Origin of the sequence: Methylocystis sp., from assembly GCF_051061225.1 — a bacterium.
In the GTDB taxonomy this organism is placed as follows: domain Bacteria; phylum Pseudomonadota; class Alphaproteobacteria; order Rhizobiales; family Beijerinckiaceae; genus Methylocystis.
The window spans coordinates 152,003-178,019 of the sequence record NZ_JBPFEB010000129.1; the positions used below are offsets into that span (position 1 = coordinate 152,003).

General features: G+C 64.7%; 26 protein-coding genes. 8 read left to right on the forward strand and 18 right to left on the reverse strand.

The window, feature by feature from the left end; genetic code table 11:
* Window positions 1-12 precede the first annotated feature (12 nt).
* A complete protein-coding gene (locus ACR652_RS22625; protein WP_434508733.1) occupies window positions 13-336 on the forward strand; it encodes a DUF1476 domain-containing protein in 324 nt (107 codons plus the stop codon).
* Window positions 337-471: 135 nt separating this feature from the next.
* Window positions 472-1,458, forward strand: a complete 987-nt coding sequence (locus ACR652_RS22630; RefSeq protein ID WP_434508734.1) for a tyrosine recombinase XerC — start codon at window positions 472-474, stop codon at window positions 1,456-1,458.
* Here the strand turns inward: ACR652_RS22630 and ribB are convergent, their stop codons facing one another.
* The gene (ribB, locus tag ACR652_RS22635; protein ID WP_434508735.1) at window positions 1,459-2,541 is read right to left on the reverse strand and encodes a 3,4-dihydroxy-2-butanone-4-phosphate synthase; all 1,083 of its coding nucleotides are present in this window, start codon (window positions 2,539-2,541) and stop codon (window positions 1,459-1,461) included.
* 238 nt (window positions 2,542-2,779) lie between these two features.
* Here ribB and ACR652_RS22640 point away from each other — a divergent pair, with 238 nt between their 5' ends.
* On the forward strand, window positions 2,780-3,514 hold the full coding sequence (locus tag ACR652_RS22640) for a phosphodiester glycosidase family protein (protein ID WP_434508736.1): 735 nt from the start codon (window positions 2,780-2,782) through the stop codon (window positions 3,512-3,514).
* A gap of 1 nt (window position 3,515) precedes the next feature.
* Here the strand turns inward: ACR652_RS22640 and ACR652_RS22645 are convergent, their stop codons facing one another.
* Window positions 3,516-4,538, reverse strand: coding sequence for a histone deacetylase family protein (locus ACR652_RS22645; RefSeq protein ID WP_434508737.1), 1,023 nt, complete (start codon window positions 4,536-4,538; stop codon window positions 3,516-3,518).
* Window positions 4,539-4,650: 112 nt separating this feature from the next.
* Window positions 4,651-5,727: a chorismate synthase gene (gene aroC / locus ACR652_RS22650; RefSeq protein WP_434508738.1), complete on the reverse strand. Its 1,077-nt coding sequence runs from the start codon at window positions 5,725-5,727 to the stop codon at window positions 4,651-4,653.
* A 97-nt stretch (window positions 5,728-5,824) separates the two neighbouring features.
* Between aroC and ACR652_RS22655 the strand changes: the two genes are divergently transcribed.
* On the forward strand, window positions 5,825-6,088 hold the full coding sequence (locus ACR652_RS22655) for a hypothetical protein (RefSeq protein WP_434508739.1): 264 nt from the start codon (window positions 5,825-5,827) through the stop codon (window positions 6,086-6,088).
* Here the strand turns inward: ACR652_RS22655 and ACR652_RS22660 are convergent.
* Together ACR652_RS22660 and ACR652_RS22665 are read right to left on the reverse strand one after the other, a co-directional pair.
* Window positions 6,073-7,272: a hypothetical protein gene (locus ACR652_RS22660; protein WP_434508740.1), complete on the reverse strand. Its 1,200-nt coding sequence runs from the start codon at window positions 7,270-7,272 to the stop codon at window positions 6,073-6,075. The two genes, ACR652_RS22655 and ACR652_RS22660, sit on opposite strands and share 16 nt — an antisense overlap.
* Before the next feature lie 24 nt (window positions 7,273-7,296).
* Complete coding sequence (locus ACR652_RS22665) at window positions 7,297-7,833, reverse strand: SixA phosphatase family protein (protein ID WP_434508741.1); 537 nt, start codon at window positions 7,831-7,833, stop codon at window positions 7,297-7,299.
* Window positions 7,834-7,986: 153 nt separating this feature from the next.
* On the opposite strand from ACR652_RS22665, the gene ACR652_RS22670 reads away from it, so the two are divergent.
* Window positions 7,987-9,711 carry a hypothetical protein gene (locus ACR652_RS22670; protein WP_434508742.1) on the forward strand — a complete coding sequence of 575 codons (1,725 nt, stop codon included), beginning with the start codon at window positions 7,987-7,989 and terminating at the stop codon, window positions 9,709-9,711.
* A gap of 35 nt (window positions 9,712-9,746) precedes the next feature.
* Here the strand turns inward: ACR652_RS22670 and ACR652_RS22675 are convergent, their stop codons facing one another.
* Window positions 9,747-10,556: a hypothetical protein gene (locus ACR652_RS22675; protein WP_434508743.1), complete on the reverse strand. Its 810-nt coding sequence runs from the start codon at window positions 10,554-10,556 to the stop codon at window positions 9,747-9,749.
* 138 nt (window positions 10,557-10,694) lie between these two features.
* Between ACR652_RS22675 and ACR652_RS22680 the strand changes: the two genes are divergently transcribed.
* A complete protein-coding gene (locus tag ACR652_RS22680; protein WP_434508744.1) occupies window positions 10,695-10,850 on the forward strand; it encodes a hypothetical protein in 156 nt (51 codons plus the stop codon).
* 341 nt (window positions 10,851-11,191) lie between these two features.
* Entirely contained in the window at window positions 11,192-11,473 is a 282-nt protein-coding gene (locus ACR652_RS22685; protein ID WP_434508745.1) for a hypothetical protein, read from the forward strand.
* A gap of 94 nt (window positions 11,474-11,567) precedes the next feature.
* Here the strand turns inward: ACR652_RS22685 and ACR652_RS22690 are convergent, their stop codons facing one another.
* The 11 genes from ACR652_RS22690 to ACR652_RS22740 form a co-directional block, all read right to left on the reverse strand.
* A complete protein-coding gene (locus ACR652_RS22690) occupies window positions 11,568-11,948 on the reverse strand; it encodes a hypothetical protein (RefSeq protein WP_434508746.1) in 381 nt (126 codons plus the stop codon).
* Window positions 11,949-12,384: 436 nt separating this feature from the next.
* Window positions 12,385-13,623 carry a hypothetical protein gene (locus ACR652_RS22695; RefSeq protein WP_434508747.1) on the reverse strand — a complete coding sequence of 413 codons (1,239 nt, stop codon included), beginning with the start codon at window positions 13,621-13,623 and terminating at the stop codon, window positions 12,385-12,387.
* Between the two features lie 198 nt (window positions 13,624-13,821).
* Window positions 13,822-14,235 (reverse strand): hypothetical protein, encoded by a 414-nt coding sequence (locus tag ACR652_RS22700; protein ID WP_434508748.1) that lies wholly within the window; start codon window positions 14,233-14,235, stop codon window positions 13,822-13,824.
* A complete protein-coding gene (locus ACR652_RS22705) occupies window positions 14,225-14,575 on the reverse strand; it encodes a hypothetical protein (RefSeq protein WP_434508749.1) in 351 nt (116 codons plus the stop codon). Before ACR652_RS22705 ends, ACR652_RS22700 begins: the two co-directional genes overlap by 11 nt.
* Before the next feature lie 258 nt (window positions 14,576-14,833).
* A complete protein-coding gene (locus tag ACR652_RS22710) occupies window positions 14,834-16,087 on the reverse strand; it encodes a hypothetical protein (protein ID WP_434508750.1) in 1,254 nt (417 codons plus the stop codon).
* 179 nt (window positions 16,088-16,266) lie between these two features.
* Window positions 16,267-18,207, reverse strand: coding sequence for a hypothetical protein (locus ACR652_RS22715; protein WP_434508751.1), 1,941 nt, complete (start codon window positions 18,205-18,207; stop codon window positions 16,267-16,269).
* 22 nt (window positions 18,208-18,229) lie between these two features.
* Window positions 18,230-19,249, reverse strand: a complete 1,020-nt coding sequence (gene holA / locus ACR652_RS22720) for a DNA polymerase III subunit delta (RefSeq protein ID WP_434508752.1) — start codon at window positions 19,247-19,249, stop codon at window positions 18,230-18,232.
* Between the two features lie 89 nt (window positions 19,250-19,338).
* Complete coding sequence (locus ACR652_RS22725) at window positions 19,339-20,130, reverse strand: hypothetical protein (protein WP_434508753.1); 792 nt, start codon at window positions 20,128-20,130, stop codon at window positions 19,339-19,341.
* A 552-nt stretch (window positions 20,131-20,682) separates the two neighbouring features.
* Window positions 20,683-21,243: a hypothetical protein gene (locus ACR652_RS22730; RefSeq protein ID WP_434508754.1), complete on the reverse strand. Its 561-nt coding sequence runs from the start codon at window positions 21,241-21,243 to the stop codon at window positions 20,683-20,685.
* Entirely contained in the window at window positions 21,230-23,866 is a 2,637-nt protein-coding gene (leuS, locus tag ACR652_RS22735) for a leucine--tRNA ligase (protein ID WP_434508755.1), read from the reverse strand. The genes ACR652_RS22730 and leuS overlap by 14 nt, the downstream gene beginning before the upstream one ends.
* Before the next feature lie 127 nt (window positions 23,867-23,993).
* Window positions 23,994-24,578, reverse strand: a complete 585-nt coding sequence (locus ACR652_RS22740) for an HdeD family acid-resistance protein (protein ID WP_434508756.1) — start codon at window positions 24,576-24,578, stop codon at window positions 23,994-23,996.
* Window positions 24,579-24,748: 170 nt separating this feature from the next.
* Between ACR652_RS22740 and ACR652_RS22745 the strand changes: the two genes are divergently transcribed.
* The gene (locus ACR652_RS22745) at window positions 24,749-25,423 is read left to right on the forward strand and encodes a YggS family pyridoxal phosphate-dependent enzyme (RefSeq protein WP_434508757.1); all 675 of its coding nucleotides are present in this window, start codon (window positions 24,749-24,751) and stop codon (window positions 25,421-25,423) included.
* 9 nt (window positions 25,424-25,432) lie between these two features.
* Here ACR652_RS22745 and ACR652_RS22750 read toward each other — a convergent pair whose 3' ends face one another.
* Window positions 25,433-25,963 carry a L,D-transpeptidase family protein gene (locus ACR652_RS22750; protein WP_434508758.1) on the reverse strand — a complete coding sequence of 177 codons (531 nt, stop codon included), beginning with the start codon at window positions 25,961-25,963 and terminating at the stop codon, window positions 25,433-25,435.
* Window positions 25,964-26,017: the final 54 nt, after the last annotated feature.

Here is a 26,017-nt window from a genome sequence, read left to right on the forward strand (position 1 = left end):
CTGAGGATGGACATGAGCACTTTCGACCAACGCGAGGACTCGTTCGAGAAACGCTACGTCCACGACGCCGAGCTGCGGTTCAAGGCGGAGGCCCGCCGTAACAAGCTCGTCGGACTGTGGGCGGCTGAAAAACTCGGCAAGACGGGCGCTGACGCCCAGGCCTACGCCGAAGCCCTTGTCGTGGCGGAAGTCGCCGCCGACGCCGACGAGCGCGTCGTCGCCACGCTGAAAAAGGATTTCGAGGCCGCCGGCGTCGAGCAGTCCGAACACCAGATTCGCCGCACCATGGACGAGATGCTGGCCAAGGCCAAGGCCGAAATTCAGGCCGGCGCGTAAGCAGCGGCGGGGCCGCCCTCCCCCTGCAAGGGAGGGCGAGTTCCCCATGACCGTCGACCGCCGGCTTCCCCCACGGGGAGGCCGGGCGCGGCCAGGCATGGCTGATTTTAACGTTTCGCGCGCAAGCTCCTCCCCATGCGCGAGTTCTCCCCGCCCCCGGCCCCCAAGAAGCCCGCCCCGGACGCCGCCCGCTTTTCCGCCTCTGCTCAGATCGCGCAGGAAGCGCTGCTGTGGCTCCAGTCGCTCGCGGCCGAAAAGCGCGCCTCCCGCCACACCCTCGACGCCTATGCGCGCGACGTGGCGACATTCCTCGCCTTTCTGACCGACCACCTGGGCGAAAAGCCCGACTCCGCCGCGCTCGTCGCGCTGCAACCCGCTGATCTGCGCGCGTTTCTGGCCCGGCGGCGGATTGACGGGCTTGAGAGCCGCTCGCTGCTGCGGGCGCTCGCCGCGATCCGCAACTTCCTGCGTTTCCTCGAAAAAAAGGGGCTAGCGAAGACAGACCCGTTCGGGGCCGTTCGCCCGCCCAGGAAGCCCCACAGCCTGCCCAAGGCGCTGACTGTCGCCGACGCGCGCGACCTGATCGATCCGGATCAGCGTGCCGGCGAGGCGCGCGAGCCCTGGGTGCTCTCCCGCGACGCCGCCGTTCTGGCGCTGCTGTACGGCGCGGGGCTGCGCATCTCGGAGGCGCTGTCGATTCCGCGCGCCGACGCGCCCGTCGGCGGCAGGGACCGCGTGACCATCATCGGAAAGGGCGGCAAGGCCCGCACCGTCCCCGTGATCGAGCCGGTGAGGCGGGCGATCGAGGACTATCTCGCGCGCTGCCCCTACGAATTGTCCGGGGGACCGCTCTTTGTCGGCGCGAAGGGCGGGCCATTGTCCCCGCGCATCGTGCAACTTGCCGTGCAGCGGCTCCGCGGCGGGCTGGGTCTTCCCGAGAGCGCCACCCCCCATGCGCTGCGGCACTCCTTCGCCACCCATTTGCTCGGGCGCGGCGGCGATCTGCGCACGATTCAGGAGCTGCTTGGCCACGCTTCGCTGTCGACGACGCAGATTTACACCGCCGTCGACAAGAAGCGCCTGCTCGACGCCTGGACCTCCGCCCATCCGAGGGCGAAGTGACTACTCGATCGGCTCCACCGCGGTAATCTCGATGCCGAAGCCGGAGAGGCCCACGAAGGCCCGCGGCTTGGCCGAGGAGGAGCGCAGGCGGATCGACGACACGCCGAGATCCTTGAGGATCTGGGCGCCGAGACCCACGTCGAGCCATTGCCGCTTGCGCGTCTCTTCCGCATTCTCCGCCTCCCGGCCGACGATATTCGTCGGCACGCCGGCGGCCCCGTCCCGCAGATAGACCAGCACGCCATGCCCCTCGCGGGCGAAGCGGGCGAGCGTCTTCTTGATCGTCGGCGCGCCGCCCATCACGTCGGAGACAATATCGGCGCGATGCAGCCGCGCCGGCACGTCGCGGCCGTCGCCGATGGCGCCGAGCACGAAGGCGAAGTGCTGCACATCATCGAACGGGGTGACATAGGCGTGGCCGGTGAATTCGCCCATTTCGGTGCGCACGGGGAAGGTGGCGACGCGCTCCACGAGCTTCTCGCGCGCCTGCCGATAGGCGATCAGGTCGGCGACGGAGATCATCTTCAGCTTGTGGGCGGCCGCGAAATCCGCAACCTGCTGCCCCGCCATCACCGTGCCGTCGTCGTTGGCGAGTTCGCAGATCACGCCGACCGGCGGCAGGCCCGCGAGGCGGCAGAGATCGACGGCCGCTTCGGTATGACCGGAACGCATGAGCACGCCGCCGTCACGCGCGATCAGCGGAAAGACATGGCCGGGACGCACGAAATCGGCGGCGCCCATATTGCCGTTGGCCAGCGCGCGCACGGTGTTGCAGCGCTGCTCGGCGGAAATGCCGGTAGTCAGACCGTGGCGCACGTCCACCGAGACGGTGAAGGCGGTGCCGAGCGGCGCGTCGTTTTGCGCCACCATGGGCGCGAGATGCAGCCGGCGCGCTTCCTCCAGCGTGAGCGGAGCGCAGACGATGCCGCAGCAATGGCGGATGATGAAGGCCATTTTTTCGGGCGTGCAGAGTGACGCGGCGATGACAAGATCGCCTTCGTTCTCGCGATCGTCGTCGTCGGTGACGACGATGATCTCGCCGCGCGCAATGGCCTCGATGGCCTCTGTGATGGAATGGGGCAAGCGGGTCTCCGGGCCGCCGAAGGGCGGCGTTTTTTGCATATCTAGCCGTCTGGCGGCGGCGTTTCAAATGCGGCGGCGTGATTCCAAACGGGGAGAGGGCTAGGGTGAGGGGCAGGCGGGTTTGCGCAGCCTCTCCGTTACAATGCACGGGCGACGGCGCCGCCCACAGCCTGCCCCTCACCCCGACCCTCTCCCCGCGCAGGCGGGGAGAGGGGGAGCACTGCACGATGAAGCAACCATGTTGAAGCCGCTCGTCCCGCTTTCCGCTCTGTTCTGGTGCGCGGCCGCTCTCGCGCAGCCCTGCGCCGATATCGAGGCCGGGAGCGCCTCCTACACGGTCTGCGATTTCGACGCGCGCCAGAACGTCATCCGTCTTTTCCTGCGCGACGGCGGCGGCGGGCTCTACGGCGGGTTTTCATCGCTGGCGGACGATCTCGCGCGTCGGGGCGAAACGCTCGCCTTCGCCATGAACGCCGGCATGTATGCGCCGGACTATGCGCCCGTCGGCCTTTACGTGGAGGGCGGCCGGCAGTTGCACGGCGCCAATACGGCCGCCGGCGAGGGCAATTTCCACATGAAGCCCAATGGCGTGTTCTGGGTGGATGGCGCGCGGGCGGGCGTCACCGAGACAGGCCGCTTTCTGACATCACGGATGCATCCCGCCGACGCCACGCAGTCGGGGCCGATGCTGGTCATCGGGGGGCGGATCAATCCGCATATTCACGAGAGCGGCGCCTCCGGGAAATTCCGCAACGGCGTCTGCGTCACGCAGGGCCATGTCGCCCATTTCGCCATTTCCAACCAGCCGGTGACCTTCTTCCAGTTCGCCTCGCTGTTCCGCGACCGCCTGAAATGTTCGGACGCGCTGTTTCTCGACGGCGGCACGGCCTCGGCGATCTATGCGCCGTCGCTCTCGCGCCACGACCGCTTTCATCCGATGGGGCCGCTGATCGGCGTGACGCCGAAGAGGTAGCTCAGCCTTCCATCAGCGCGCCGATATGGGCCGCGGCGCTCGCGGCGAGGTCCGCCGGAACATAGCCGCCCTCGAGCAGCGACACGATGCGGCCGCCGCAGCGGCGCGCCGCGATCTCCATGACGCGCAGGGTCACGTCACGGAAGTCGTCCGCCACGAAGCGCAGCCCGCCGAGCGGATCGTGTAGATGCGCGTCGAAGCCCGCGCAGAGAATAACGATGTCTGGCGCGAAGGCGTCGAGGCGCGGCAGGATGCGGGATGTCAGCGCGGCGCGAAACGCCTCCCCGCCGTCGCCCTTGCGCAGGGGCGCATTAACGATGGTGTCATGCGCGCCGGTCTCCGTGACGGTGCCCGTGCCGGGGTAATGCGGCGCCTGATGCGTGGAGCAATAAAGCACGCGTTCCTCGCTCCAGAACATCTCCTGCACGCCATTGCCGTGATGCACGTCGAAATCGACGATGGCCACACGCTCCGCCCCATGCGCATCCAGCGCGCAGCGCGCGGCGACAGCGGCGTTGTTGAAGAAACAGAAGCCCATGGGCGCGTCGGCGCGCGCGTGATGGCCCGGCGGGCGGGTCGCGACAAAGGCGTTGCGCGCCTGGTTGCGCATCACCGCGTCGACCGCCGCGACCGCGCCGCCGGCCGCGCGCAGGGCGGCCTCATATGTCCCGGCGCTCATCACCACATCCGCGCCGAGCTGCGCGCGGCCGTCCGTGGGCGCGGCGGACTGGAGCCGCGCCAGATGCCCGGGGGCGTGTACGCGCAGAAGGGCCTCGGACGCGGCTCGCGGCGCATCCAGACGGGCGAGCGTCGCGAAGCGGGGATCGTCGAGGGCGGCGAAGAGCGCGCGCAGACGTTGGGGACTGTCCGGCCAGCCGGGGCCGGGATCATGCGCGAGCGTCGCGGGATGGGAGATAAAGAGCGTGGGCGGCGGCGCGGCGCGGGCGCGGAAGGCGGTGAGAGACGCGGCGGCGGCTAAGAAGGCGCGGCGGGTGAGGCGCGGAGGGTGAGCCCCCCTCCCCAACCCTCCCCCGCTTCGCTGGAGAGGGGGCAGATTCGGGCTTTCATCAGGAACGCGGATCGCGAGCGTCCCCTCTCCGGTGAAACGGGGGAGGGACAGGGAGGGGGCGTCGCCGCTACCCGCCAATCTGCCCTCTGTGCCGCAGGAAGTGGTCCGCGAGCACGCAGGCCATCATGGCCTCGCCCACCGGCACGGCGCGGATGCCGACGCAGGGGTCGTGGCGCCCCTTGGTGACGATTTCGGTCTCATTGCCGTCGCGGTCGATCGTGCGCCGGGGCGTGAGGATCGAGGATGTCGGCTTGACGGCGAAGCGCACGACGACCGGCTGCCCCGTCGCCAGCCCGCCGAGAATTCCGCCCGCGTGATTGGACAGGAACGTGGGCCCGGCGCGCATTTCGTCGGCGTTTTCCTCGCCGGTGAGTTCGGCCGCCGCGAAACCGTCGCCGATCTCCACGCCCTTCACGGCGTTGATGGACATCATGGCGCCGGCCAGTTCGGCGTCGAGTTTGCCGTAGAGCGGCGCGCCCCAGCCCACCGGAACGCCTTCCGCCACGACCTCCACGACGGCGCCGATGGAGGAGCCGTTCTTGCGCACCGCGTCGAGATAATCCGCCCATTGCGCCGCCATCTCCGCGTCGGGGCAGAACAGCGGGTTGCGGTCGACCTCGGCCCAGTCGAAGCGGGCGCGGTCGATCCTGTGCGGGCCGATCTGCACCAGCGCGCCACGGATCGTCACGGCTGGAATGACCTTGCGCGCCACGGCGCCGGCCGCCACCCGCGCCGCCGTTTCGCGCGCCGAGGAGCGCCCGCCGCCGCGATAGTCGCGGACGCCATATTTGGCGTCGTAGACGTAATCCGCGTGGCCGGGGCGGTATTTGCTGGCGATCTCGCCATAGTCCTTCGAGCGCTGGTCGGTGTTCTCGATCATCAGCGCGATCGGCGCGCCAGTCGTGACCTGCCGGCCGTCGGCGTCCGTGAAGACACCCGAGAGAATTTTCACAGCGTCCGCCTCGCGGCGCTGCGTCGTGAAGCGCGATTGCCCCGGCTTGCGCTTGTCGAGAAAGCCCTGAATATCGGCCTCGGTCAGCGCCAGGCCCGGCGGGCAGCCGTCGACGATGGCGCCCAACGCCAGGCCGTGGCTCTCGCCGAAAGTGGTGACGCGGAAGAGGTGGCCGAAGCTGTTGTGTGACATGGGAGGCTTCTAGGGCGCGCGGGCGAATGGGTCAAACGCTGGCGCTCATGACAGGACGCTCAAAAAGGCGTAGCAGCAGGTTTCCGGGAGGATGATCATGCTCAAACACATTTCACTTGGCTTCATAGCCGCCACCCTCTTTGCCGCCCTCTTCGCGGCTCCGGCGAGCGCCCGCGACTCCTTCGGCGTCGACAACCGCCGCACTGAAAACCATTACGCCGCCCCTCACAGGCACAACCGCAGCGGCGCCTGGATCGGCGCCAATCACGGGCGTTTCGGCGGGCCACATGGCCAGCGCTGGGGCGGCGCTCACGACCATTTCAGCCCGCGCGGACAGGGTGGCCATCACTGGGGCTGGTGAGCGGCCTCCGCGGCGGAATCAGCCTTGGCCGGGTCTTGCTTGAACTGATCCCGCTTGGATTGATCTTTGCTGGGCGGTTCCGGCGCTCCCAACTCCGTCTCGGGCGGCGGCGCGGCGGCTGCGGCTTTGGCCGGGTCTTCGAGCAGCCGGCGCAGTTGTGACACCGCCGCGGTGACCAGCGCCATGCGCGGGCGGTCGGGGCCGATCTCCACGGCCGCCATATTGGCCAGCACCCGCGCGAGATTGCCGGTCGGCTGACCGTCCGTAGAAAAGAGCAGAAGATCGTCATTCGGGGAGGCGGCGACGCCCTCCGCCACATACGCGGCGTAATTGGCGATCCGCGCCAGTTCGCCCGAACAGTCGATCGCCCCGCCCAGCGCGGCCGGCGGCGACGATCCGGGCGACGACATGAGCGGCGGCATGGAGGATGGCGGCGGCAGAAGGGTCAGCCCCGCGACCATATCCGCGTCCGGCTCGCGCGGCGGCGGCCTGATCTTCTCCCGCCGTGGCCGCGCCTCGGAGACGCCCGCCATGATCGAGGGCGCCGGAATGAGGTCCGGCGCCTCGGCGATCCGGGTGCGCGCCGGCGCCGCGCCGACGCCGCCCCGGCCATGCGCGGCGAGCCAGCGCGCGCGCAACGTGTTCTGAAGCCCGCGCGGCGCGAGGCCCATCGGCACGACCCGCTGCGGCATCATCCGCGCCATGCCCTCCCGCGAGGCCGGCAGGCCCGGCGTCGGGCGCGCGATCACCGGCGAGCATTGCGCCGGCGCCCAGCGCTCGACAATGGCGCGGGCGGTATGGCGCTTGTAGTCGACGTAATAGCGACGCAGCAGCAGCGCGGCGACGGCGGCGCCCTCCTCCGCCGAGGCGAAGGCCACATGGCCGTCGGCGTCGGCGGCGATCTCGCCGGTCCAGCCCGCGCGCTTCACGCACCAGTAATTATTGAGCTTCACGCAGCGCGCCGGGTCCCGCTCCTCGGCGTCCAGCGCGCGCTTCATGGCGGCGAGCGGGCTCATCTCCAGCCATTGGGCGCTTTCGACGCGCCAGTTGTCCACCGCGCGCTTGTCGGGAGCATAGGCCGGCGCCGGCGTGCGCCAGAAGAGCGAGGCCGGGGCGACCACAATGGCGGGCGGCTTTGCGGGCGCCGCCGCCATCAGCAGCATCACGAGCGTTTCGAGCAGCATGGGCCGCGCGCCCCCGGTTCATCCTCAGTCCGGGTCGTCGACCACGTCGCCGCGCAGAGCCGACGGCGTCACGAATCGATGCAGCCGGGCCGCGCCCTTTCGGACCTCCGCCCAATGTTCTGTGTCAAAATCAAGAATCGCAAGCGCCGCCGTCGGATAAGACGAGCGCATATGGTCGAGGTCCTCGGCGTTCCCGCTCCCCGCGAGCCAGACGGCGAGCTCCGCGAAGCCAGGGTTGTGCCCCACCGCGAGGAGGGTCTGCACCTTGTCGGGCGTCTGCCGGAGCACGTCGACCAGATGGTCGACGGTCGCGAGATAAATCGTGTTTTCGATCAGATGCGTCACATGGCCGGGGAACGCCGCCAGGGCGCATTCCAGCGTCTGCTTGGCGCGGCGGGCGTTGGAGGCGACCGCGAGATCCGGCGTCATGCCGGCGTCGCGCAGAAATTCGCCCACGCGGCGGGCGTCCTCCTCGCCGCGCCGCATCAGCGGGCGCTCGCGATCCCCTCCGGCGGAATGACGGTCGGCCTTGCCGTGGCGCAGTAGAAGTAAACGTCGCATGGCCCCTCTCTACCACGCGAATCGAAAGGACCGCCATCCGGCGAGCGCGATCTTTGCAGAGGCTGCGACGAAACAACTCGGGGCTTTACCAGCGGCTCCCACATGTGCAAGCTCGCGGTCGTCTTTTCCCCGCGACAGCGGAAAGCCTCGTACATGCAGAAGCTTATCAGTCGAAATGTCATTTTCGGCGGCGCCCTCGCGCTCTCATCGGCGGCGGCGCTCGCCACCCTGCCCCGCGCCACCCGGGCCGCCGACGGCGCCCTCGCCCTCGACAATCTGACCTTCACCCTGGGCGCGACAACCTACAGGATCCCCCATCTGGAGCTGAAGGGCGCCTCCCTTTCGGCGCTGGAGATGGCGGCGCTGTTTTTGGGCGACGAAAAATCTGTGGAGAGCCGCCTCGCCCGATTCGCCGCCAAAACCGTCCTCATTCCGAGCCTCTCCACCGAACGGAAGGTCGGCGACGCCACCGAGCGCGCCGTCTATCGCGACCTCGTCGTGGAAGGCGTCGCGGCGGGCCGGGTCGCATCCCTGCGGGCGTCCGGCGCGGAGCAGACGGTCGAACGGCCGGACGGCCGGTCGGCGCATTATATCTGGGGCGCAAGCCAGGCCCGGGGGGTCGACCTGCGCCAACTCGCGCATCTCGCCACCGCCGTGCGGGTCGATCCGCAGGAGGCGCTGAAACCGGTGATCGACGAGGAAAGCGTCGAGTCGCTCGCCATCGAGGACAAGGGCGAGCGGATGGCGGTGAAGACCGGCCGCCTCGTCGCAACGGGCGTGAAGGGTCGCGCGCTCGCCACGCCGCCCGGCCAGCTCATCGACCGGCTCGGCAAGATCGATCCGGACCGGACGGACGCCGATCCGGCGCTGCTCAAGGACCTGATCGAGGCCGTCGCCTCCTTCGACGTGGCCGGGATCGAGGTCCGCGACGTCATCGCCGCCGGCAAGGGCGAGCCTGCCGACAAGCCCTATTCCATCCGCGCCGGGCGAATCGCAGCAAGCCGGATCGCGGGCGCGGGCGTCGGCGACTTCGCTCTCGAGAACTTCTCGCTTCAGTCTTCCGACGGCGGGCGTATCGCCTTCGGCCGCTTCGGCCTGCGCGACGCCAGGCTCGCATCGCTGCTCGACGGCCCATTTCCGCAGCTCTCCCATCTCGAACTGAAGGGGCTCGACGCCGATCTCCCGGACGGACGGATGGGCGAAACGTCGCGCATGAAATTCAGCCTGTCCGACATCGAGGCGAATTTCGCGGACTTCCGGGAGATTGCGCCCACGAAGCTCTCGGCCCGGCTCGACCGGCTGGCGATCGACCTCGCCGCACGCGGCGAGGCCCCCTCCACCGCGCAGTTTCTCGCCCTGGGTTACCGGGACATCGACCTCTCGGCGGCGCTCGCCGGCGAATGGCGCGAGAAAACGCAGGAAGCCGTCTTCGCGCCGATGCGCGTCGAGGGCCGCGACATGGGCGCCGCGACCTTGAAAGTGACTTTCGGCAATGTGTCGGGCGCGGTGTTTTCCTCCATGGCGCTCGTCTCCAGGGCGGCGGCTCTGGCCGCCTCGCTGAAATCGGTGGAGCTGGCGCTCGAAGGCGGCGGCCTTGTCGACCGGCTTCTCGCGCTCGAAGCGAAACAGCAGAAGAGCAGCATGGAGAAGGCGCGCGCCGAATACGCCAGGGGCGCGGACCTCGCGGTCACGGCGGTTCTGGGCGGCGGCGACAAGGCGAAAAGGATCGCCGACGCCGTGTCAGCCTATATCATGAAGCCACGGCGGCTCGTGCTGCGCCTAGCCTCGGAGAAGGGGATCAACGCCTTCGACGCGATGGCGCGCAAGCCGGCGGAGATTCTGGAGAGCATGGACGTCGAGGCGATGGCGGAGAGGTAGGACGCAGCCAATCTCCGTCTCCGCATCCCGGCGAGCTATCGAGGGGGGATTCCACACCCCTCCGCGCATTTTTGCATCAACTGATTGTACGCGGCATCAAGTTGTGACGGATCTGCTTCCAGGATCAATGTGTAGTTAAGGGCGGCCATGTCGTAAAGTAACGCTTTTTGATCTGGCCGAAGAGCCGCGTATTTTTCCGCGATAATCGAGGTGACTTGCTCAGCGTGAAAGATCGCGTCTTCTATTGCGTCCGCGTATATGTCATCGAGAGCGCTCAGCGCTTCATCGTACTTTCCCTCTACGATAAGGCGTGTGAGGAGGCTGTCATCCTCCTCCAGTTTGTGCCGATAAAAGGGCGGCGGCGCCCCAACGACCGTCCCTATGGCGGCATTCATGCGTTGTAAAAATTCGGGCGGGTAAAGGTTTCCATGCACTTTCTCTCCGAGGAGCCAATTACAATGGCTCCGGCCGTCTCGTATGACACTGTCTTTCAGTATTTGATCGTAGGCTTGCTCGAGTTCTTCTGGAGCAAGCGGCAAGATAACCTCGAACTGGCGGAACGCGAGGCCGAAAATCTCTCGCCTCACTTCCTGCGGAAACTCCATGTATTTGCGCTCAATGTGGCTCAGGATCGTTTCCGCATGCGTCGCCGTATCAGTGATCGACATCATGTACAGGGAGTTAAGTCGCCTATCCAAAGCGCTGACATCAAAATTTCCGTCCTTACACATTTCGTTGCGTACATATTCAAAGTGCGTGTCTGTTACTATCCGCCAGAATGGTTTGGGTGGCTCATTGTGTCCCGTGACGTTTTGAAGCTGCTTGAGGAACTCGTCGCTGTGCAAATCGTCGTCCGACGGCGGTATCAGATTTTCGAGAGACTCCCGACACCAAAACCAGGCTTGCCTGAATTTCTCGCGAAGTTTGGGATTGAGTTGAACGCTCCCTTCAGGCGCAGATCTCTTTAGCGACGAGGGTCCGCTGTGGCTCTCGCTTCGAGAAGGCATCGCCTCGGAGGATCCCTGCGCGTTCCCGGGAGCGCTGCTGCTATTTTTATTATTGCCGTTGTTACTATTATTGCTATTATTATTTACATTATTGTTGTAATTGTTGTTGCAGTTATTGTTGTTATTAATTGAATTGCCTGTGGAGATATTATTGTGAACATTTCGTTTTTGGATGGACTGGCTCCAAAAGCCTTGCGTCTCATGAGAAGGCGTTTCGTCCTGGTCCAGATGCGTGGGGGACTGGGGCGTAGGAAACGGGTCCTGGGACCATCCAATATTGTCGGTCGGCAGGAAAGGGCTGAAGTGCGTGGCCCCCCATGCGAGAGCTCCGGGAGATGTAAGGGCGGCCCGACCAACTGCGAATACTGAAACGCAAATGGGGACGGGGGGGTCAGCGGCGATGGTGATGGTGATGGTGATGGCGAAGGAGACGGCGCAACGTCGGTGGGAGGAGCGTCGCTCGGCGGCGCTGGATGCAGGGCGTTGTTCAAAGGCAAAACCACTCTCTGGCCCAACGGCGCCGCGGATTGGTCATTCAACGCATTGTTGAACGCGCCGGCCGGCGCATTCTGAGCGATTTGCTGGTGAAACTGGATCTGCTGGCCTTGCATTTCCGGAGGCTGCCCGACCAGCGCGCCCGTGGTCGGATGAGTTCCGAGCGTCTGCGCGTTCGTGTTATCGGGCTGCGGCGTTTGACTTGGCGTAACGCCGACTTCCGGTTTCGGGACGCCGTGCATAATGCTCCCCCTCGCTGACCTTGAGGAAGGCTACGCGCACTCTGACCCTGGCGCCACTAACCACCAATTGCGGGCGCGCGCCGCTCTACCGCCGCACAACCTCCGCGATGCGCTACGCACGCTCGGCCTCCAACCGCATTTTGTTGAGCCAGCCATCCGAACCGACGCCGAAAAATGGATACCACTTGCCCGGCGTTATACCCTGCTTCGCAGCCTGACCGCTGCTCAGGTAAAAAGGCATCCGGAAGCTGCGAAATCTCACGGCGGCCATGACCCGTTCGTCGCATTTCACGAACCTCGCGGATTTTCCGGAGGCGAGACGTATGTTCTCCATGCGAGTGTAGAGTGGACCGAGAGGCACGGTCTTCGGGCGCTGCACCGCAATCACCGGCGTGTTCTTCTTGCGTCGCCCCTTCGGATGACTCTGCTGGCCCCCCACATGACCCGGCGCGTTGTTGACGCCGGACACAGGCGCAGGAGACGGGGAAAGCATCGAACGAGAGTTCTCGACAGATGGAGACGGCGCAGGTGCTGGCGCCATGACCCGATCACCCAGGGCGGTCGCCGGCCGACCGAGCTGCTGCTGGAATTCGCGGGGCCTCCGGGGACGCATGTGTCTGGAACTCGGCCTGGCTCGCCTGAGCCGGCGCCTGGCCACTCCCTGCTTGGACGGCGATCGTCGCGCCTGTCTCCGGGTGTCTTCCTACCGTCTCCTGACCCGACGCTTCCTGATCCTGACGCGCGATGTGAAACGGCAGCGGCGTCGTGTTGGTGATGGACATAGGCGTCGTCTCGCGCTTTCCGGTCAGAAAGACTAGACCCTGCGCCGGCGCCGAGCCACCAACCAGTGGCGGCCTTGGCGGCTCTGTCATCAACCTCAGGACGCAGGGACTTGATTCGTCCTCAAGGGGTCAAACACGCGTTTGGCTCTATTGGTTCCGCTTGTCCTCCGGCGTCGCCTCGCCCATGAACATTCCTACAAAGCGCCGAGCGAGATGCTCAATGGAATCGCTCCCTTGCTGCTCGTCCTGCATCTGCGAGAACGTTTGCGCCGCCGCCACGGCCTTTTGGTAAAGCGTGTCAGTGTCATCACAGGCGTTCAAAAGTTCCACCATGTGCATGTTCATCTCGCAATCGCGTATTTCCATATCCTTGTGCGCAACCGGGTCCATTGACTTGTTTATGAATGTCACAAACGCGCGCTCGTCGCTGACCTCGGGGATGCCTGAGTTGTCGCGAATATCGCCAAAGAAAGTGTCGAGTTTCCGGGCAACATCCTTCAGCTTCGGGCTCCCATAATAATTCGGCATGCCATTTACGACTTTATTGAACCAAAAGTCGGAACCGACGCCAAAAAATGGATACCACTTTCCAGGTTCGATGCCCGTCTTTGGCGTTTCGCCGCTGGAAAGGTAAAACGGCATGCGAAAATTGCCGAACTTCGCCGCGACGACAACCCTTCCGTACAATTGCACGAACTTGGAAGAGGACTTAGGAGAGAAGGGAATGGCTTCGAGCTGATTCAGGAATGAATCAAGAGGCGAAACCTTTTCGCTCCCGACCTCGTCCACTGAGCTTTGCGCCTCGAGTTGCTCCGCCGGATAGCTGCCCGTCGAGGCCGCGATCACGTCTTGCATCGCCTCCTTGAGCGCCAGTGGCCCACCATGGAGATAAATTGCCGCCATATTTTGCACCACTCCGGCAAGGAACTCGCCCCGTTCGTCCGGCGCCTCAGGAGCCCTCGATGCACAGATCGTTATCAGGAATTCGGTTGCAGCCCGGTGCATTCGCCTTCGGAATGGCGTCTGTGAGATCAGTTCCTGTATGATCCGCTCTGTCTGCGGGTCGCCGACACGCGCGCCCGGCGGTCTGCTCGCGTTTGATTCAGAATGATTGATCTCACAGGATGGGGACGGCGCCGCTGTTCCCACACGATCGGTCAAAACCGTCGCCGGCCGATCGAGCTGCTGCTGTAACTCGTGGGCCTCCGGGGTAAGACGTGTCTGGAGTTCCGCCTGGCTCTCCTGAACCGGCGCCCGGCCGCTCCTCGCTTCAACGGCGATCGTCGCCCCTGTCTCCGGGTGTCTGCCGACCGTCTCCGGAGCCAATGCTTCTTGATCCTGGCGCACGATCTGCAACGGCAGCGGTGTCGTGTTGGTGATGGACATGGGCGTCGTCCCGCGCTTTCCGGTCAGAAAGACTAGACCCCGCGCCGACGGCGAACCACCAACCAGTGGAAGCCTTGGTCGCTCTACCGTCAACCTCTGGGCGCAGAGATGGTCGAAGCCGCTCGGACGCCGCCTCCCGCGCGACACATGCGCGCCGGGGGCGACGTTCGCGGCGTGGCGTGCTACTGTTGATTGTTATTATTGGCACGATTCGGATCCGAAAACATCTTCCTGATTGCCTCGCCGACGGCTTCGCGATTCAAGCTCGCGCTGTTGACGTTGACAAAAAAAAATATGGGCAATATCGTCGATAAGCGTCGGGTCGTCTACGTTCGGGAACAGCCGTTGCAGTTTATGAATGAGCTTAATGAAATGAACCTTATTATCTCCAAGCACGTCCTTTAGTTTCTTTTTTGAATCTCTATGAAAGGAGCCCTCTATTTCACCGCAAATCTGGTAATATCTACCCTTCGCTTGCAGAGCCTGCTTGAGGCGAGAAATTTCCAGCCTCATGGAACGTTCGAGTTCCGGTCCAGATTTTTTCTGCAGCCAGCTCGCGTTCTCCAGCGTCTTTTCTATATGCTCGTCTTTCAGTATTCCATCAGCGATCATTGGCCTTACCCAGCGCTTTGATGTCTGCGCCTCCTCCCGATATCTGGGCCTCAAAATCTGACTGGCTGCAGCATTCGTAAACATTGACGAGATTATTCAGCTCATCACTGATCTCATCAGCGCTGCTGTTGTTATCGGCTGCATAGTTCAGCAAATAGGTGTGGACACGTGGGAACGTGTCGTCGTCGAATGATCCGTATTGGGCAATATCATCTGCAATGTAGATCGCACGAGAGTTGACTTTTTGCATCTCCCCAGAAACGAAACTGTTCACGAGATGCGCCCTGTCATTTCCTAGCAAATCGGGCGTGGCTGATAAATTTGCGACAAACGCGTCCATTGCTGACCCTGCATTCCCGGAGGCTGCTGGACCAACGCGCCCGTAGTCGGATGCGTTCCGGGGGTCTGCGCGTTGGGGACATCGGGCTGCTGCGTTTGGCTTGGCGTAACGCCGACTCCGGGCTTCGGGGCGCCGTACATATGCTCCTCCTCACTGATTTCGTGGAAGGCTACCCGCGCCCTGCCCCCGGCGCCACTAACCACCAATTGCACGCGCCCGCCGCATCGGCGACAGACCCCGGCGCGCGCCGTTGCTGCTCTATTGGTTCCGCTTGTCTTGTTGTTCCGGCGGCGCCTCGGCCGTGAACTTCTTTACGTAGAATTTGGCGATTGGATCGATGAAGGCGGCTTCCCCTTTGTAGCGATGTTTCACAATAGCTTTCGCGGCTGCGACGGCCTCCTGGGAAAGCTTGTCAGGGTCGTCACAGGCATCCAGAAGTCCGACCATGTGCATATTCATCAGAAAATCGCTTGCGCCCGCCTTCGCGCGCTCGACCGGGTCTTGAAGCATGGATTTGTTCATGAAGGCTGCAAACGGCTCCACTTCGCTGACCTCGGGGACGCCCGGGTTTTCGCGAATATCGCCGTACGTAGCGTCGAGCTTCTGGGCCACCTCTGTCAGCTTGGGGCTCCAATAATAATGGGGCATGCCCTTCACGAATTTATTGATCCAGGAATCCGGACCGAGGCCAAAAAAGGGATACCACCTTCCCGGCACAACGCCCGGCTTCGGCCTTGCGCCGCTGGAAAGATAAAACGGCATGCGAAAATTGCCAAATTTCGCCGCCGCGAAAACCCTTCCGTGATATCTCACCAATTTGCATGCGGACTGCGTAGAGAAGGGGATGTCTTCGAGCCGACTGAGGAGCTCGTTGCGAGATGACGCCTTTTCGCTCTGGACATCGTCGAGTGAGCCTTGCGCCTCGAGCCGCTTTTCGGGATGGCTCCCTGTCGCGTATGCGATTTCTTTTTGCATCGCGTCCGCGAGCACTGCCGGCCCGTGGCTGGAATGAACACCCACCATGTTTTTCACAACTTCGGCCAGAAACTCGGCGCGTTCCTGCGGCCCCTCGGGAGCCCTCGATGCACAGAGCAGCGTCAGATATTGCGTTGCGTCCGCATGCATAGCGCTCGGGAGCGGCGTCTCTGAGACCAGCTTGTGTATCGTCCTCTCTGTATCGGCGTCGCCTGCATGCGTGCCCGGCGTTCTGCTTGCGTCTGACTCAGAAGGAATGATTTCCGGGGACGGGGATGGGGACGGCGCCAGTGTCGTCACGTGATCCGCCAACGCGGTCGCTGGCTGATCGAGTCGCCGCTGCAAATCCTGGGCCTCCGGGGAAAGATGTGTCTGGAGCCCGGCCTGGCTCTCCTGAACCGGCGCCTGACCGCTCACCGTTCCAACGGCGATCGTCGCGCCTGTCTCGGGGTGTCTTCCGACCGTCTCGGGCCCCGTCGTTTGCGATTTCTGGCGCGCGTTCTGAAACGGCGGCAGCGTCGTGTTGTTGATGGACATGGGCGTCGTCCCTCGCTTTCCGCGAGGAAGACTAGACCCGGCGCCGACGGCCAGCCACCAACCAAGGGGGCTTTGATCGCTGCGTGGTCAACTTACAGACGCAGCCATGATCAAAGCCGCTCGAACGCCGCGCAAGCCGGCGGAGAGGTTGCGCAAGCGCATGGCGGCCCGAGCGGTGATCAGTTTTTCTGTTCGTTCGACTCGGCTGTTCGTTTTGGAGAGATGGCGATGGGGTCCTGGACTCCGAGATAGTGGTTCCTCCGCTGCTCGATGAATTTTCGGCGACTGGGGTCCCACTTCGGACGTGTTGAAAATCTCGTGGCCTCAACATCCTCTTCCGCGAGCTTGGCGGCTATATTTCGTTGATCGTCGGGTTCAGATTCCAAAAGAAGGACGAGGTCGACGATCTTTGCCGTCATGTATTTCAGGTTGATGACGATAGGCTTTTCATCGTCCAGATCACACGCCGGCATGTCCCTGTTGATGAATTCAAGCGTATTTGGAGGCAAATCTTCATCGCCGATTGTGCCGGGTAAGATGTCATTGTCCATGTAACGAAGGTCCCCGAAATCCTCGTCCAGGAGCTCCGCGATTTTCCTCAGCTTTCCGCTTCTGTAGTATTCGCCCACCTCATCTGCTTTGTTTATCCACCCGGTTTTCGGACCTATCCCGAAAATGGGATACCATTTCCCCTCCTCGACGCCTTGTTTAGGATTCTGTCCCGAACTCATGTAGAATGATATTGTAATGGCTCCAAACTTTACCGCCACAAGGCGCCGTTCTGCATAGGCCAGCATTTTTTGGGACGACTCACCGAACGGAATATTTTCCAGGCTGTCAATAAGGGGGCTCGGATCCAAGTCGATCGGCAGATCATCTTCGATGAGAGCCGTTTCCGATATTCTTTGTTGGAGATCCAGTCCGCGCAAGTTTTCAACCTCAAGCTTGAAGATGCGGGAACAGGTCGTCCCTTCCGTCGAAGCCTTGCAAGCCAGATGCATGAGATATTGCAGGATTCTGGGCTCTTCTTCTGGACCGAAGGCATCGTTTGCCTCTAAAATCGCATTCCTTGCGGCGTCCAGCGTCTCCCCGTAGCGCACGCTCGCTTTCCTGATGGCCATGTCGGCCAGTTCGGTTATCCGACTGCCCGATATGCTGGCCGCAGGCGGATCGAACTCCGCTTTTAGCTTCGACTCCAGAAGGTTCACTATTTTTCGGTCAACGCGAAACGGAAGCTGATCTGCCTTCAACAGCGGGAAGCTCTCCTCACACAATTGCAGCGCTTCTTTATATGAGCCTTCGTCGCCTTTCGTGGCGAATTCTCCAATAAGGCTTCTGAACGCTCCTTGGGCCTTACTCCAATCGTCGAATTTGGCGGCGCCAAATTTGTCCAAACCCAACTTGGCAAGGGGGCTCAACGCCTTTTCTGTCCCACCACCCAAAACTGAAGGCGAGGGCGAGGGCGAGGGTGAGGGTGAGGGTGAGGGTGAAGGGGAAGGTGAGGGTGAGGGTGAAGGTGAAGGCGAAAGTGAAGGGGAAAGTGAGGAAGAGGAAGAGGGAGAGGGAGAGAGCGAATGTGAGGACGACGTGGTGGCATTAGCGGGCGCCGGATGCGCAATGGCGGCGGGCAGCGGGGCGCCGATCGTTTCTGTGACGGTATAGTCGGGCAACGGCTTTGGCTCTGGCAAATGCGCCAGTTGCTTCTCGAACAATTCCGCCGCCTTACCCTTGGGCAATTGATCCTGTAGCGCCTGCCCGCCGCCCGGAAGCGCCTGGACCTGGGCGCCGTTGGATGGATGGACGCCGATGGCCTGATCGGAAGCGCCTTGCGTCGCAATGCCCTGCGCTGACGCGGGGAGAGGTGTGTGGTTGATTGAATTCGTCATGCCGGCGGCACCCTGTTTCCTTGCAAAAAGGCTAGGGGCATTCTCCTGCTCCGGCCACCAACCTGAAGTGCGTCCTCGTCGGTTCCTGTCGAGCGCCGTCAACTTCCCGGCGAAATGGCGCCCGCGCTCCTGCGCGTCTTCGTGCGGAGGCGCAGCCGCCACATCCCTGCCGACGCCTTGATGACTTTTTCCGCCGACCCCGAGGGGGGCTATGCGCGCCGTGGCCACAAACAACCAATTGCGCCCGCCCGCCGCTCTACCGCCGCCCCGCCCTGGCGACGCGCCACAGCGCGCGCTCGGCCTCCATTTGCGCGCTCGCCGCATTGGCGCGGGCGCGGGTTTGCGCGTCACGCAGCGGCTCGATCAGCGTCCCGAGACGCGATGATGTCCATGCTTTGAGCTGCGCCTCCATCTGGCCGCGGTGCATGAAACCGAAGCCCGCGCGAAACAGCGCGTTCACGCCGGCGTCCGTGCGTCCACCCTCGCGCTCCATGGCGAGGCGCGCGCGATGCAGCGCGACCGCATAGCGCAGGGCGCCAAACAGCAGCGCGCCGGCGTCGCCGCCCTGCCCGAAATAGGCGTCGAGCGTCTCGCCGGCCGCGCCCGCGAAGGCGGCGGCCACGACGCGATCCGAGGCGATGCTCGACGCATGGGCCACGATCGCCTCCACATCCGCAGCCGTCACCTCGTCGCGGCCGTGCATGTAGAGGATGAGCTTGGAGAGTTCCGCGCGGCTCATCAGCCGGTCTTCGCCGAGCGCGGCCAGAAGCAGCGCACGCGCCTCCGGCGTCGCGACGAGATTGGCCTCCAGCAGGCTGCGGTCGACCAGCGCGTGAATATCCTGCTCCGTGTCGGGCAGGCACTCGATCCCGGCGCCCTGCTTCGCGCTGTCGACGAGCTTGCGCAGCGGCGCGTCCTTCTTCAGTGCGCCGGCGGTCAGCACCACCGTGCAGGCGGCGGGCGGCGCCGAGATCAGCGACGTGACCGCGGGGATCACCGATTTTGTTCCCGTCTCGACGAGCACGGCCCGCCGCCCGCCGAAGAGCGGCGTGGTGTTGGCTTCGTCCAGCAGCGTCAGCGGATCGGCGGAGACGGCGTCGCCGGAGAGTTCGACGAACTGGAACGGATCATGACGATCATCGACGCGCTTCGCCACAAGGGCGAGCGCGCGCTCGCGCACCATGCCGGCGTCGGAGCCATGGACGAGAAAGAGGAAGATGTTTTCCGGCGGCGCGGCGACGAAACGTTCGGCGTCGCGGCTCAAGACGGCGACCATTCAGCCTCCAGTGTTAGTCTTCGACCGCAAGACAATGAGGCCAAACCCGAGCGCTGTGCGCCTCATCGCCCTGCTTCGTCTCCTCGTTCTTATCCGAAAGGCGGCATGCCCGTCGGTGATCCTGGAATTTCCATGGCTTGCTCGCGAACCAATGAATCGTAATAATCCGCGAGATCGTCGTCGTCACTCGATCTTTCCAATATCTCGTCGTAGCGGTCGAAGACACTCCAGAACAACCGCTCCTTGAAATCCGCGCTCGCATTGGGACAATGCCGTCCGATCGCATTCAGAATATCAGTAGTATGCAACAAGGTTTCGTAGGTCACCTCCTGGATCATCTCGTCGATGGTTGTCACCAAATCGTTGATCGGCGTCCCGGCCTCGATTTTCTGCCGGATTTCATTGCAGAAAGTTTGAAAGACCGATGCGTCCACCATTGGCCGGGGCAGCTTTACCTCACGCCCTATGACGTTTTGCAGCTGTCCTGGAAATTCCTCCGGATAATAGGAGAGGTAGTTCCTCAGCAACTTATCTTCGGCATAGGTTAGGCAGGACGCGTAAAGGTCGCCGTGGCTGGACGGTGAAGCGGGGGCGGGCGTCCCCCCTGCCGCGTGGCCGGATTGAATGGGCGCGGCTTGCGTGGGCGCCACATTGGAATTCGAGACCGCGTTGTTCGAGGCGGTCGCGGGGTCTTGCGGCGCCGGGGAGCCTGGAGGCGTGGGGCCAATCGGGGGAACGCCATTGCGCAAGACGCCAGGGAAGGCAGGGACCTGAGGCGTCGGAAACGCGTTAGCCGCCGAAAACGAGGGGAACAGAGACTGGATCGAGGGGAGCGGGCCTTGCGACCCGCCGATGTTTCCGTCCAGCGGGGCGAGGACCAACGTTGCTCCCTGCGGCGCGTGTGGCGACGGACAGCCGAGAGAGGGCTGGTGCGACGGCAGAAGAAAGCGTGGCGGAGCGTCATTCTGGGGAGAGGGAGAGGGAGAAGGCGTATAGGAAACGGGTTGATCACCCAAGGAACGCGGGGCCGGTCCGCCGAGAGACAAGAAGGGAGCGGCGTTCGCCGCCCCGCCCGGCGGCTGCCCCGGAGCGGGCGCCTGCGACGGCGAGAAGGAAATGGGCTGGCCCTGCATGCTGGTGGAAGCGCCGATATGGCGGCTCGGGCTTGCGTCGGCCCCTTGCGAGCCGGCGGGCTGACCCTCCCCTGCATTTTCTGATCGGTTGAGAGGTTGGAAGGGCGCGCCGCCGCCTCTCGATGGATCCAAGAACGACATCCTCTCCTCCTCATGTCCGAAGCCGGCCGGCGGCCAGCCAGTCTAGGACAGGTCGTCTTCCCACCTGTCCGTGGAGGAGGATTTTAAGCTTAAGCCAGCGCTCCCGTCACGCCGCCCAGGATTTTATTTCTCCCCGTGACGCCTTGGCTGCGTCTACGCCTAATGCGCCGCCGCAAGCGCTGGCCCCCGCATCGCAAACTCGGTCGAAATGCGTGTGCGAATATTGTCGGCGATCATCTTGGCGTCGCGAATCTCGCCGTCGCGCGCGGCGCGAACGTTCGAGAAGCGGTTTGAAAAGCGGTCATAGCTCGCGATGTTGAAGGCCGTGCCCTTGAGCACCTCCGCATTCTGCGGCCAGGTGACGAGCCGGTAGTCGGCGTCGATGATCACCGTCGCGGAGGTCGCGCGGCCCGTGACCGTGTCGAGGATCGGGGTCTGCACGCGCTCCTGCAGGACGACGCTCAGCCGATAGCGCGGCTGGACGGCCGACCCCGTGCCGTTGAAGGCGTAAATGAGCTCGTTGCGCAAGTAGTGGCCGGCGCGCCCCGGAATTTCGTCGACCTCGATCGCCTGAAGCTCCGACGCCAGCGCCGAGGACTCGAAGGCGCCGCTCGCGCCGTACAGTGGCTCGACGCAGCCCGAGAGCGGAACCGCGCCGGCTAGCGCCAGCAGGCCAAAGAGCGCCCCGAGGCCAGGCCTCGCCCTGTCAAACGACCACATTGACGATCCTCTTCGGCACGAGAATGAACTTCTTGAGCGGCTTGCCTTCCATGGCCCGCAGGACGCCATCCTGCCCCAGGGCCTCTTTGCGAATCGTTTCTTCATCCGCGTCATGGGCAACGAGAATTTCAGCCCGCTTCTTGCCGTTGACCTGAACCGGCAGGCTGATCATCTCCTGCGCCACGAGCGCCGGGTCGGCGACGGGCCAGGACGCCTCCGATACCAGCCCTTTATGGCCAAGATCAGTCCAGCATTCCTCCGCCACATGCGGCGTCATCGGCGCGACGAGCCGCGCCAGCGCGTCCGCCGCCTCCCGGAAGGCGAAGGCAAGATCGGCGCCGACGGGGGTCTCCGTCACCGCGTCCAGCGCCGCCGTCAGCTCATTGACGAATTCGCGGATGCGGGCGATGGCGCTGTTGAAACGCAGCCGTTCGATGTTCTCGCTGACCTGGGCGATGGTCTTGTGCGTGGCCTTGCGCAGTTTCAGCGCCTCGGCGCCGACCTCGGCCGGCGGCAGGGTTCCCGCCGGAGCGGCGACGCGCCCGAGTTCGCCGGTGATGCGCCACAGGCGCTGCACGAAGCGCCAGGCGCCCTGCGCGCCCTCGTCGGACCAGATCACGTCGCGGTCCGGCGGGCTGTCCGAGAGCACGAACAGGCGAGCCGTGTCCGCGCCATAGCTCGCCACGATGTCGTCCGGGTCGACCGTGTTCTTCTTCGACTTGGACATTTTCTCGATGGGGCCGATCTGCACCTCGGCGCCGCCGTCAATCAGGAAGGCGCGGCGACGGCCGCCCTCGCCCGCCTCGATGCGGATCGAAGCCGGAGAAACCCAGCCGTCCGGCCCCTTGTAGGTCTCATGCACGACCATGCCCTGGGTGAAGAGCCCGGCGAAGGGCTCGGAGGCGGTCGCATGGCCCGAGTCGCGCATGGCGCGCGAGAAGAAGCGCGAATACAGCAGATGCAGGATCGCGTGTTCGATGCCGCCGATATACTGGTCGACCGGCAGCCAGCGCGCGAGCGCCTCCGGGGCGGCCGGCTGATCGGCGTTGTGCGGGTCGGTGAAGCGCGCGTAGTACCAGGACGAATCGACGAAGGTGTCCATCGTGTCGGTCTCGCGGCGGGCCGGCTTGCCGCAGGAGGGACAGGGGACGTTCTTCCAGGTCGGATGGCGGTCGAGCGGATTGCCGGGCTGATCGAAGGTCACGTCCTCCGGCAGCTTTACCGGAAGATCGGCCTCCGGCACGGGGACGGGGCCGCAGGTCTCGCAATGGATGATGGGGATCGGGCAGCCCCAGTAGCGCTGACGGGAAATCCCCCAGTCGCGGAGCTTGTAATTGACCTTGCGCAGCCCCTGCGGCCGAAAGAACAGCGCCGTCGTTTCGAGCCGGCTCGCAACATGCTCCTTGGCCTCCGGCACGGTGAAGCCGTCGAGGAAGTCCGAATTCACGAGCCGGCCGTCGCCGTCGAACGCCTCGACGCTGTCGGCGATTTTCCGTTCGAGCGCCTCCGCCTCCTCGCCCTCGGGGCACACCACGACCCTGAAGCCGAGGCCGTATTTGGTCGCGAAGTCGAGGTCGCGCTGATCATGCGCCGGGCAACCGAAGATGGCGCCTGTGCCATAATCCATCAGGATGAAATTCGCGACATAGACCGGCAGGGTCCAGTTCGGATCGAAGGGATGAACGACCCGCAGACCCGTGTCGAAGCCCTGCTTCTCGGCTGTCTCGATCGCCTCCGCCGACGTGCCGCCGCGCCGGCACTCCTCGCAGAACTCGGCCAGAGCCGGGTTCGCTTCGGCGGCCGCCCTGGCCAGCGGATGGTCCGCGGCGAGCGCCACGAACTTCGCGCCGAAGAGCGTGTCGGGCCGGGTGGTGAAGACCTCGATCTCCTGCGTTTCGCCCAGCGGCGCCGCGAGCGCGAAGCGCAGCAGCGTGCCTTCCGAACGGCCGATCCAGTTGCGCTGCATGAGGCGCACCTTCTCGGGCCAGCGGTCGAGCGTGTCGAGCGCCTCCAGCAGCTCCAGCGAATAGCTGGTGATCTTCAGGAACCATTGGGTCAGTTCGCGCTGCTCGACCAGGGCGCCGGAACGCCAGCCGCGCCCGTCGATGACCTGCTCATTGGCGAGCCCGGTCATGTCGACCGGGTCCCAGTTCACCTTGGACTTCTTGCGATCGACGATGCCGGCTTGCAGGAAATCGAGGAACAGCTTCTGCTGATGCTTGTAATAGTGCGGATCGCAGGTGGCGATCTCGCGCGACCAGTCGAGCGAGAGGCCCAGCGTCTTGAGCTGGGCGCGCATGGCGGCGATATTGGCGTAGGTCCACTGCGCCGGATGTGCGCCCGTCTGCGCGGCGGCGTTCTCCGCCGGCAGGCCGAAGGCGTCCCACCCCATGGGATGCAGCACGTCGAAGCCCCGCGCGCGCATGAAACGGGCGATGACGTCGCCCATCGAATAATTGCGCACATGGCCCATGTGGAGGCGTCCCGACGGATAGGGGAACATCTCCAGCACATAATATTTAGGGGCCGAGGGGTCGGCCCCGGCCTGGAAGACCTCGCGCTCCTCCCAGATCTTCTGCCATTTCGGCTCGGATTCGGCGAAATTGTAGCGATCGGGTCTCATGGGGCGCGCTTGTCCGGTCAAAGCGATTGGATTTGCCCCTTAAATGCCGGGCGGGCGGGGGGATGTCAAAGGGGACCCCGCGCGGGGGCGCCCCCGCTCCGCCCCGGCTCGCGCCCGAGGCCCGGGTCTAGAACGCCCGCCGGGCCGGCGGGCGGGCGGCAAGGCCCATCGCGACCCAGCCGACCCCCTCGAACAACAGGTTCACCCCGAGGAAAATCCCCAGCACGTAAAGGCCGGACTGCGGCCATTCGGCCAAAATGCAGACGCCGAGCAGCAGGCTCAGCGCGCCCCCGATGGCGATCAGCTCCCACCGCCCCAGATCGCGCAGGCGCCAGGCGAGGAGCAGCTTCAGCGCGCCCCCGAGGACGAGCAACGCCCCGATCAACACCGTAAAGGAGACGGCGGCGAAGATCGGGAAGCGGGCGGCGGCCACGCCCGCGAACAGCGTGAGCGCGCCAATGACGCCCCACAACGCCGCCCGCCCCCACGGGCGAATCTGGAAAGCGGTGACGATCTCCCAGGCGCCCGCGATGACCATGGCCGACGCAATATAGGCGATGGCGACCAGAGTCGCGGCCAGCGCGTTGAAGAGCGCGAAGGCGCCGCCGATGAGGAACAGCACGCCCAGCGCGACGATCCAGCCCCATTTGCGGCGGACATGCGCGGTCGCGACGCCGGCTGGATGGGTCTCGAACAGCTCTGCTCCGCTCATGTCTGCCTCCCGGGGGCCGTCCGCGCGGGGCGGCGGCGCATTTCGGGAGCTAACGGCGCCGGCGGCCGGGGGTTCCCGGCGCTTGCGTCTCCCCGCCGGCGCCGGTGTTTCCTCGCCGGGAGTTTTGGTGATAACTCGGCGCGCCCCTCCCCTTTTCCAGAGACCATGCCTTGTCCAGCACCGACCGCCTGAACGACGCCAAAGCCGCCATTCGCCGCGCCGCCGAGGATTGCGACCGCGATCCGGAAAGCGTCACCCTCGTCTGCGTCACCAAGACCTTTCCAGCCGAGGACGTGGTTCCGCTGCTTGAAGCCGGCCATCGCGTCTTCGGCGAGAACCGCGTTCAGGAAGCCATGGGCAAATGGCCGGGCCTGCGCGCGCGCTATCCGGGGATTGAGCTGCATCTGATCGGCCCGCTACAGTCCAACAAGACCCGCGAGGCCGTGGAAACCTTCGACGTCATTCAGAGCGTCGACCGGGAGAAGATCGCGCAGGCGCTCGCGGAGGAGATGTCGAGGCAGGGCAAGCGTCCGCGCCTGTTCATTCAGATCAACACCGGCGCCGAGCCGCAAAAGGCGGGCGTCCTGCCGCAGGAGGCCGACGCGTTCATCCGCCATTGCCGCGAGACCTTCGGGCTCCAGATCGCCGGCCTGATGTGCGTCCCGCCGGTCGACGAACAGGCCTCGCCGCATTTCGCGCTGCTCGCCGACATAGCCAGGCGCAACGGACTGAGCGAGCTGTCGATGGGGATGAGCGCCGATTTCGAGCTCGCCATTCAGCTCGGCGCGACCTGTGTCCGCGTCGGCTCGGCGATCATGGGCGCGCGGGACTATCCGCAGACATAAGCCCCGCCGTTACGTCACGACGATCTCGACCCGCCGCCCGAGCCTGGCCGCCAGCCGCCGCATGTCGGCGGCGCGCAGGGCCACGCAGCCGGCCGTGGGGCCAAGCTCCTGCGTGGCGATATGGAAGAAAATGGCGCTACCCCGACCGCGCACCCTGGGGACGATGTTGTAGTCCATCACGCCGACGACGTCGTAGAGCCGGTCCTTGCGCCACATCTCCTCGTGACTTGGCCGGAGCGGCGCCCGAAGCGGGCGATTGTAGAGGAAGGACCGCGCGTCGTCGCACCAGACGTCGTCCCGGCGCGTCAGCCGCCACGGCGCTTGCAGGGGCGCCGGGTTGCGCAGGAAGAAGGACAGCAGCCGCCAGCGGCCCGCCGGAGTCGCGCCGTCGCCCTCGCGCTTGTCATGGGTGATCCCGGCGCGGCCGAGCGCGCAGGGATAGAGCGTCGCCCCCGCGATGAGGCGCCCTTCATGCGGCTTGCCGCCGACGCGCCGGGCGACGCGCAGCGTCCCGAGCCTGGTTGCACGCGGAGTCTTCATGGAGGAATATCGCCTCTTCCGGTTTTGTCGTTCCATAGCAGAGACCGACGCGCT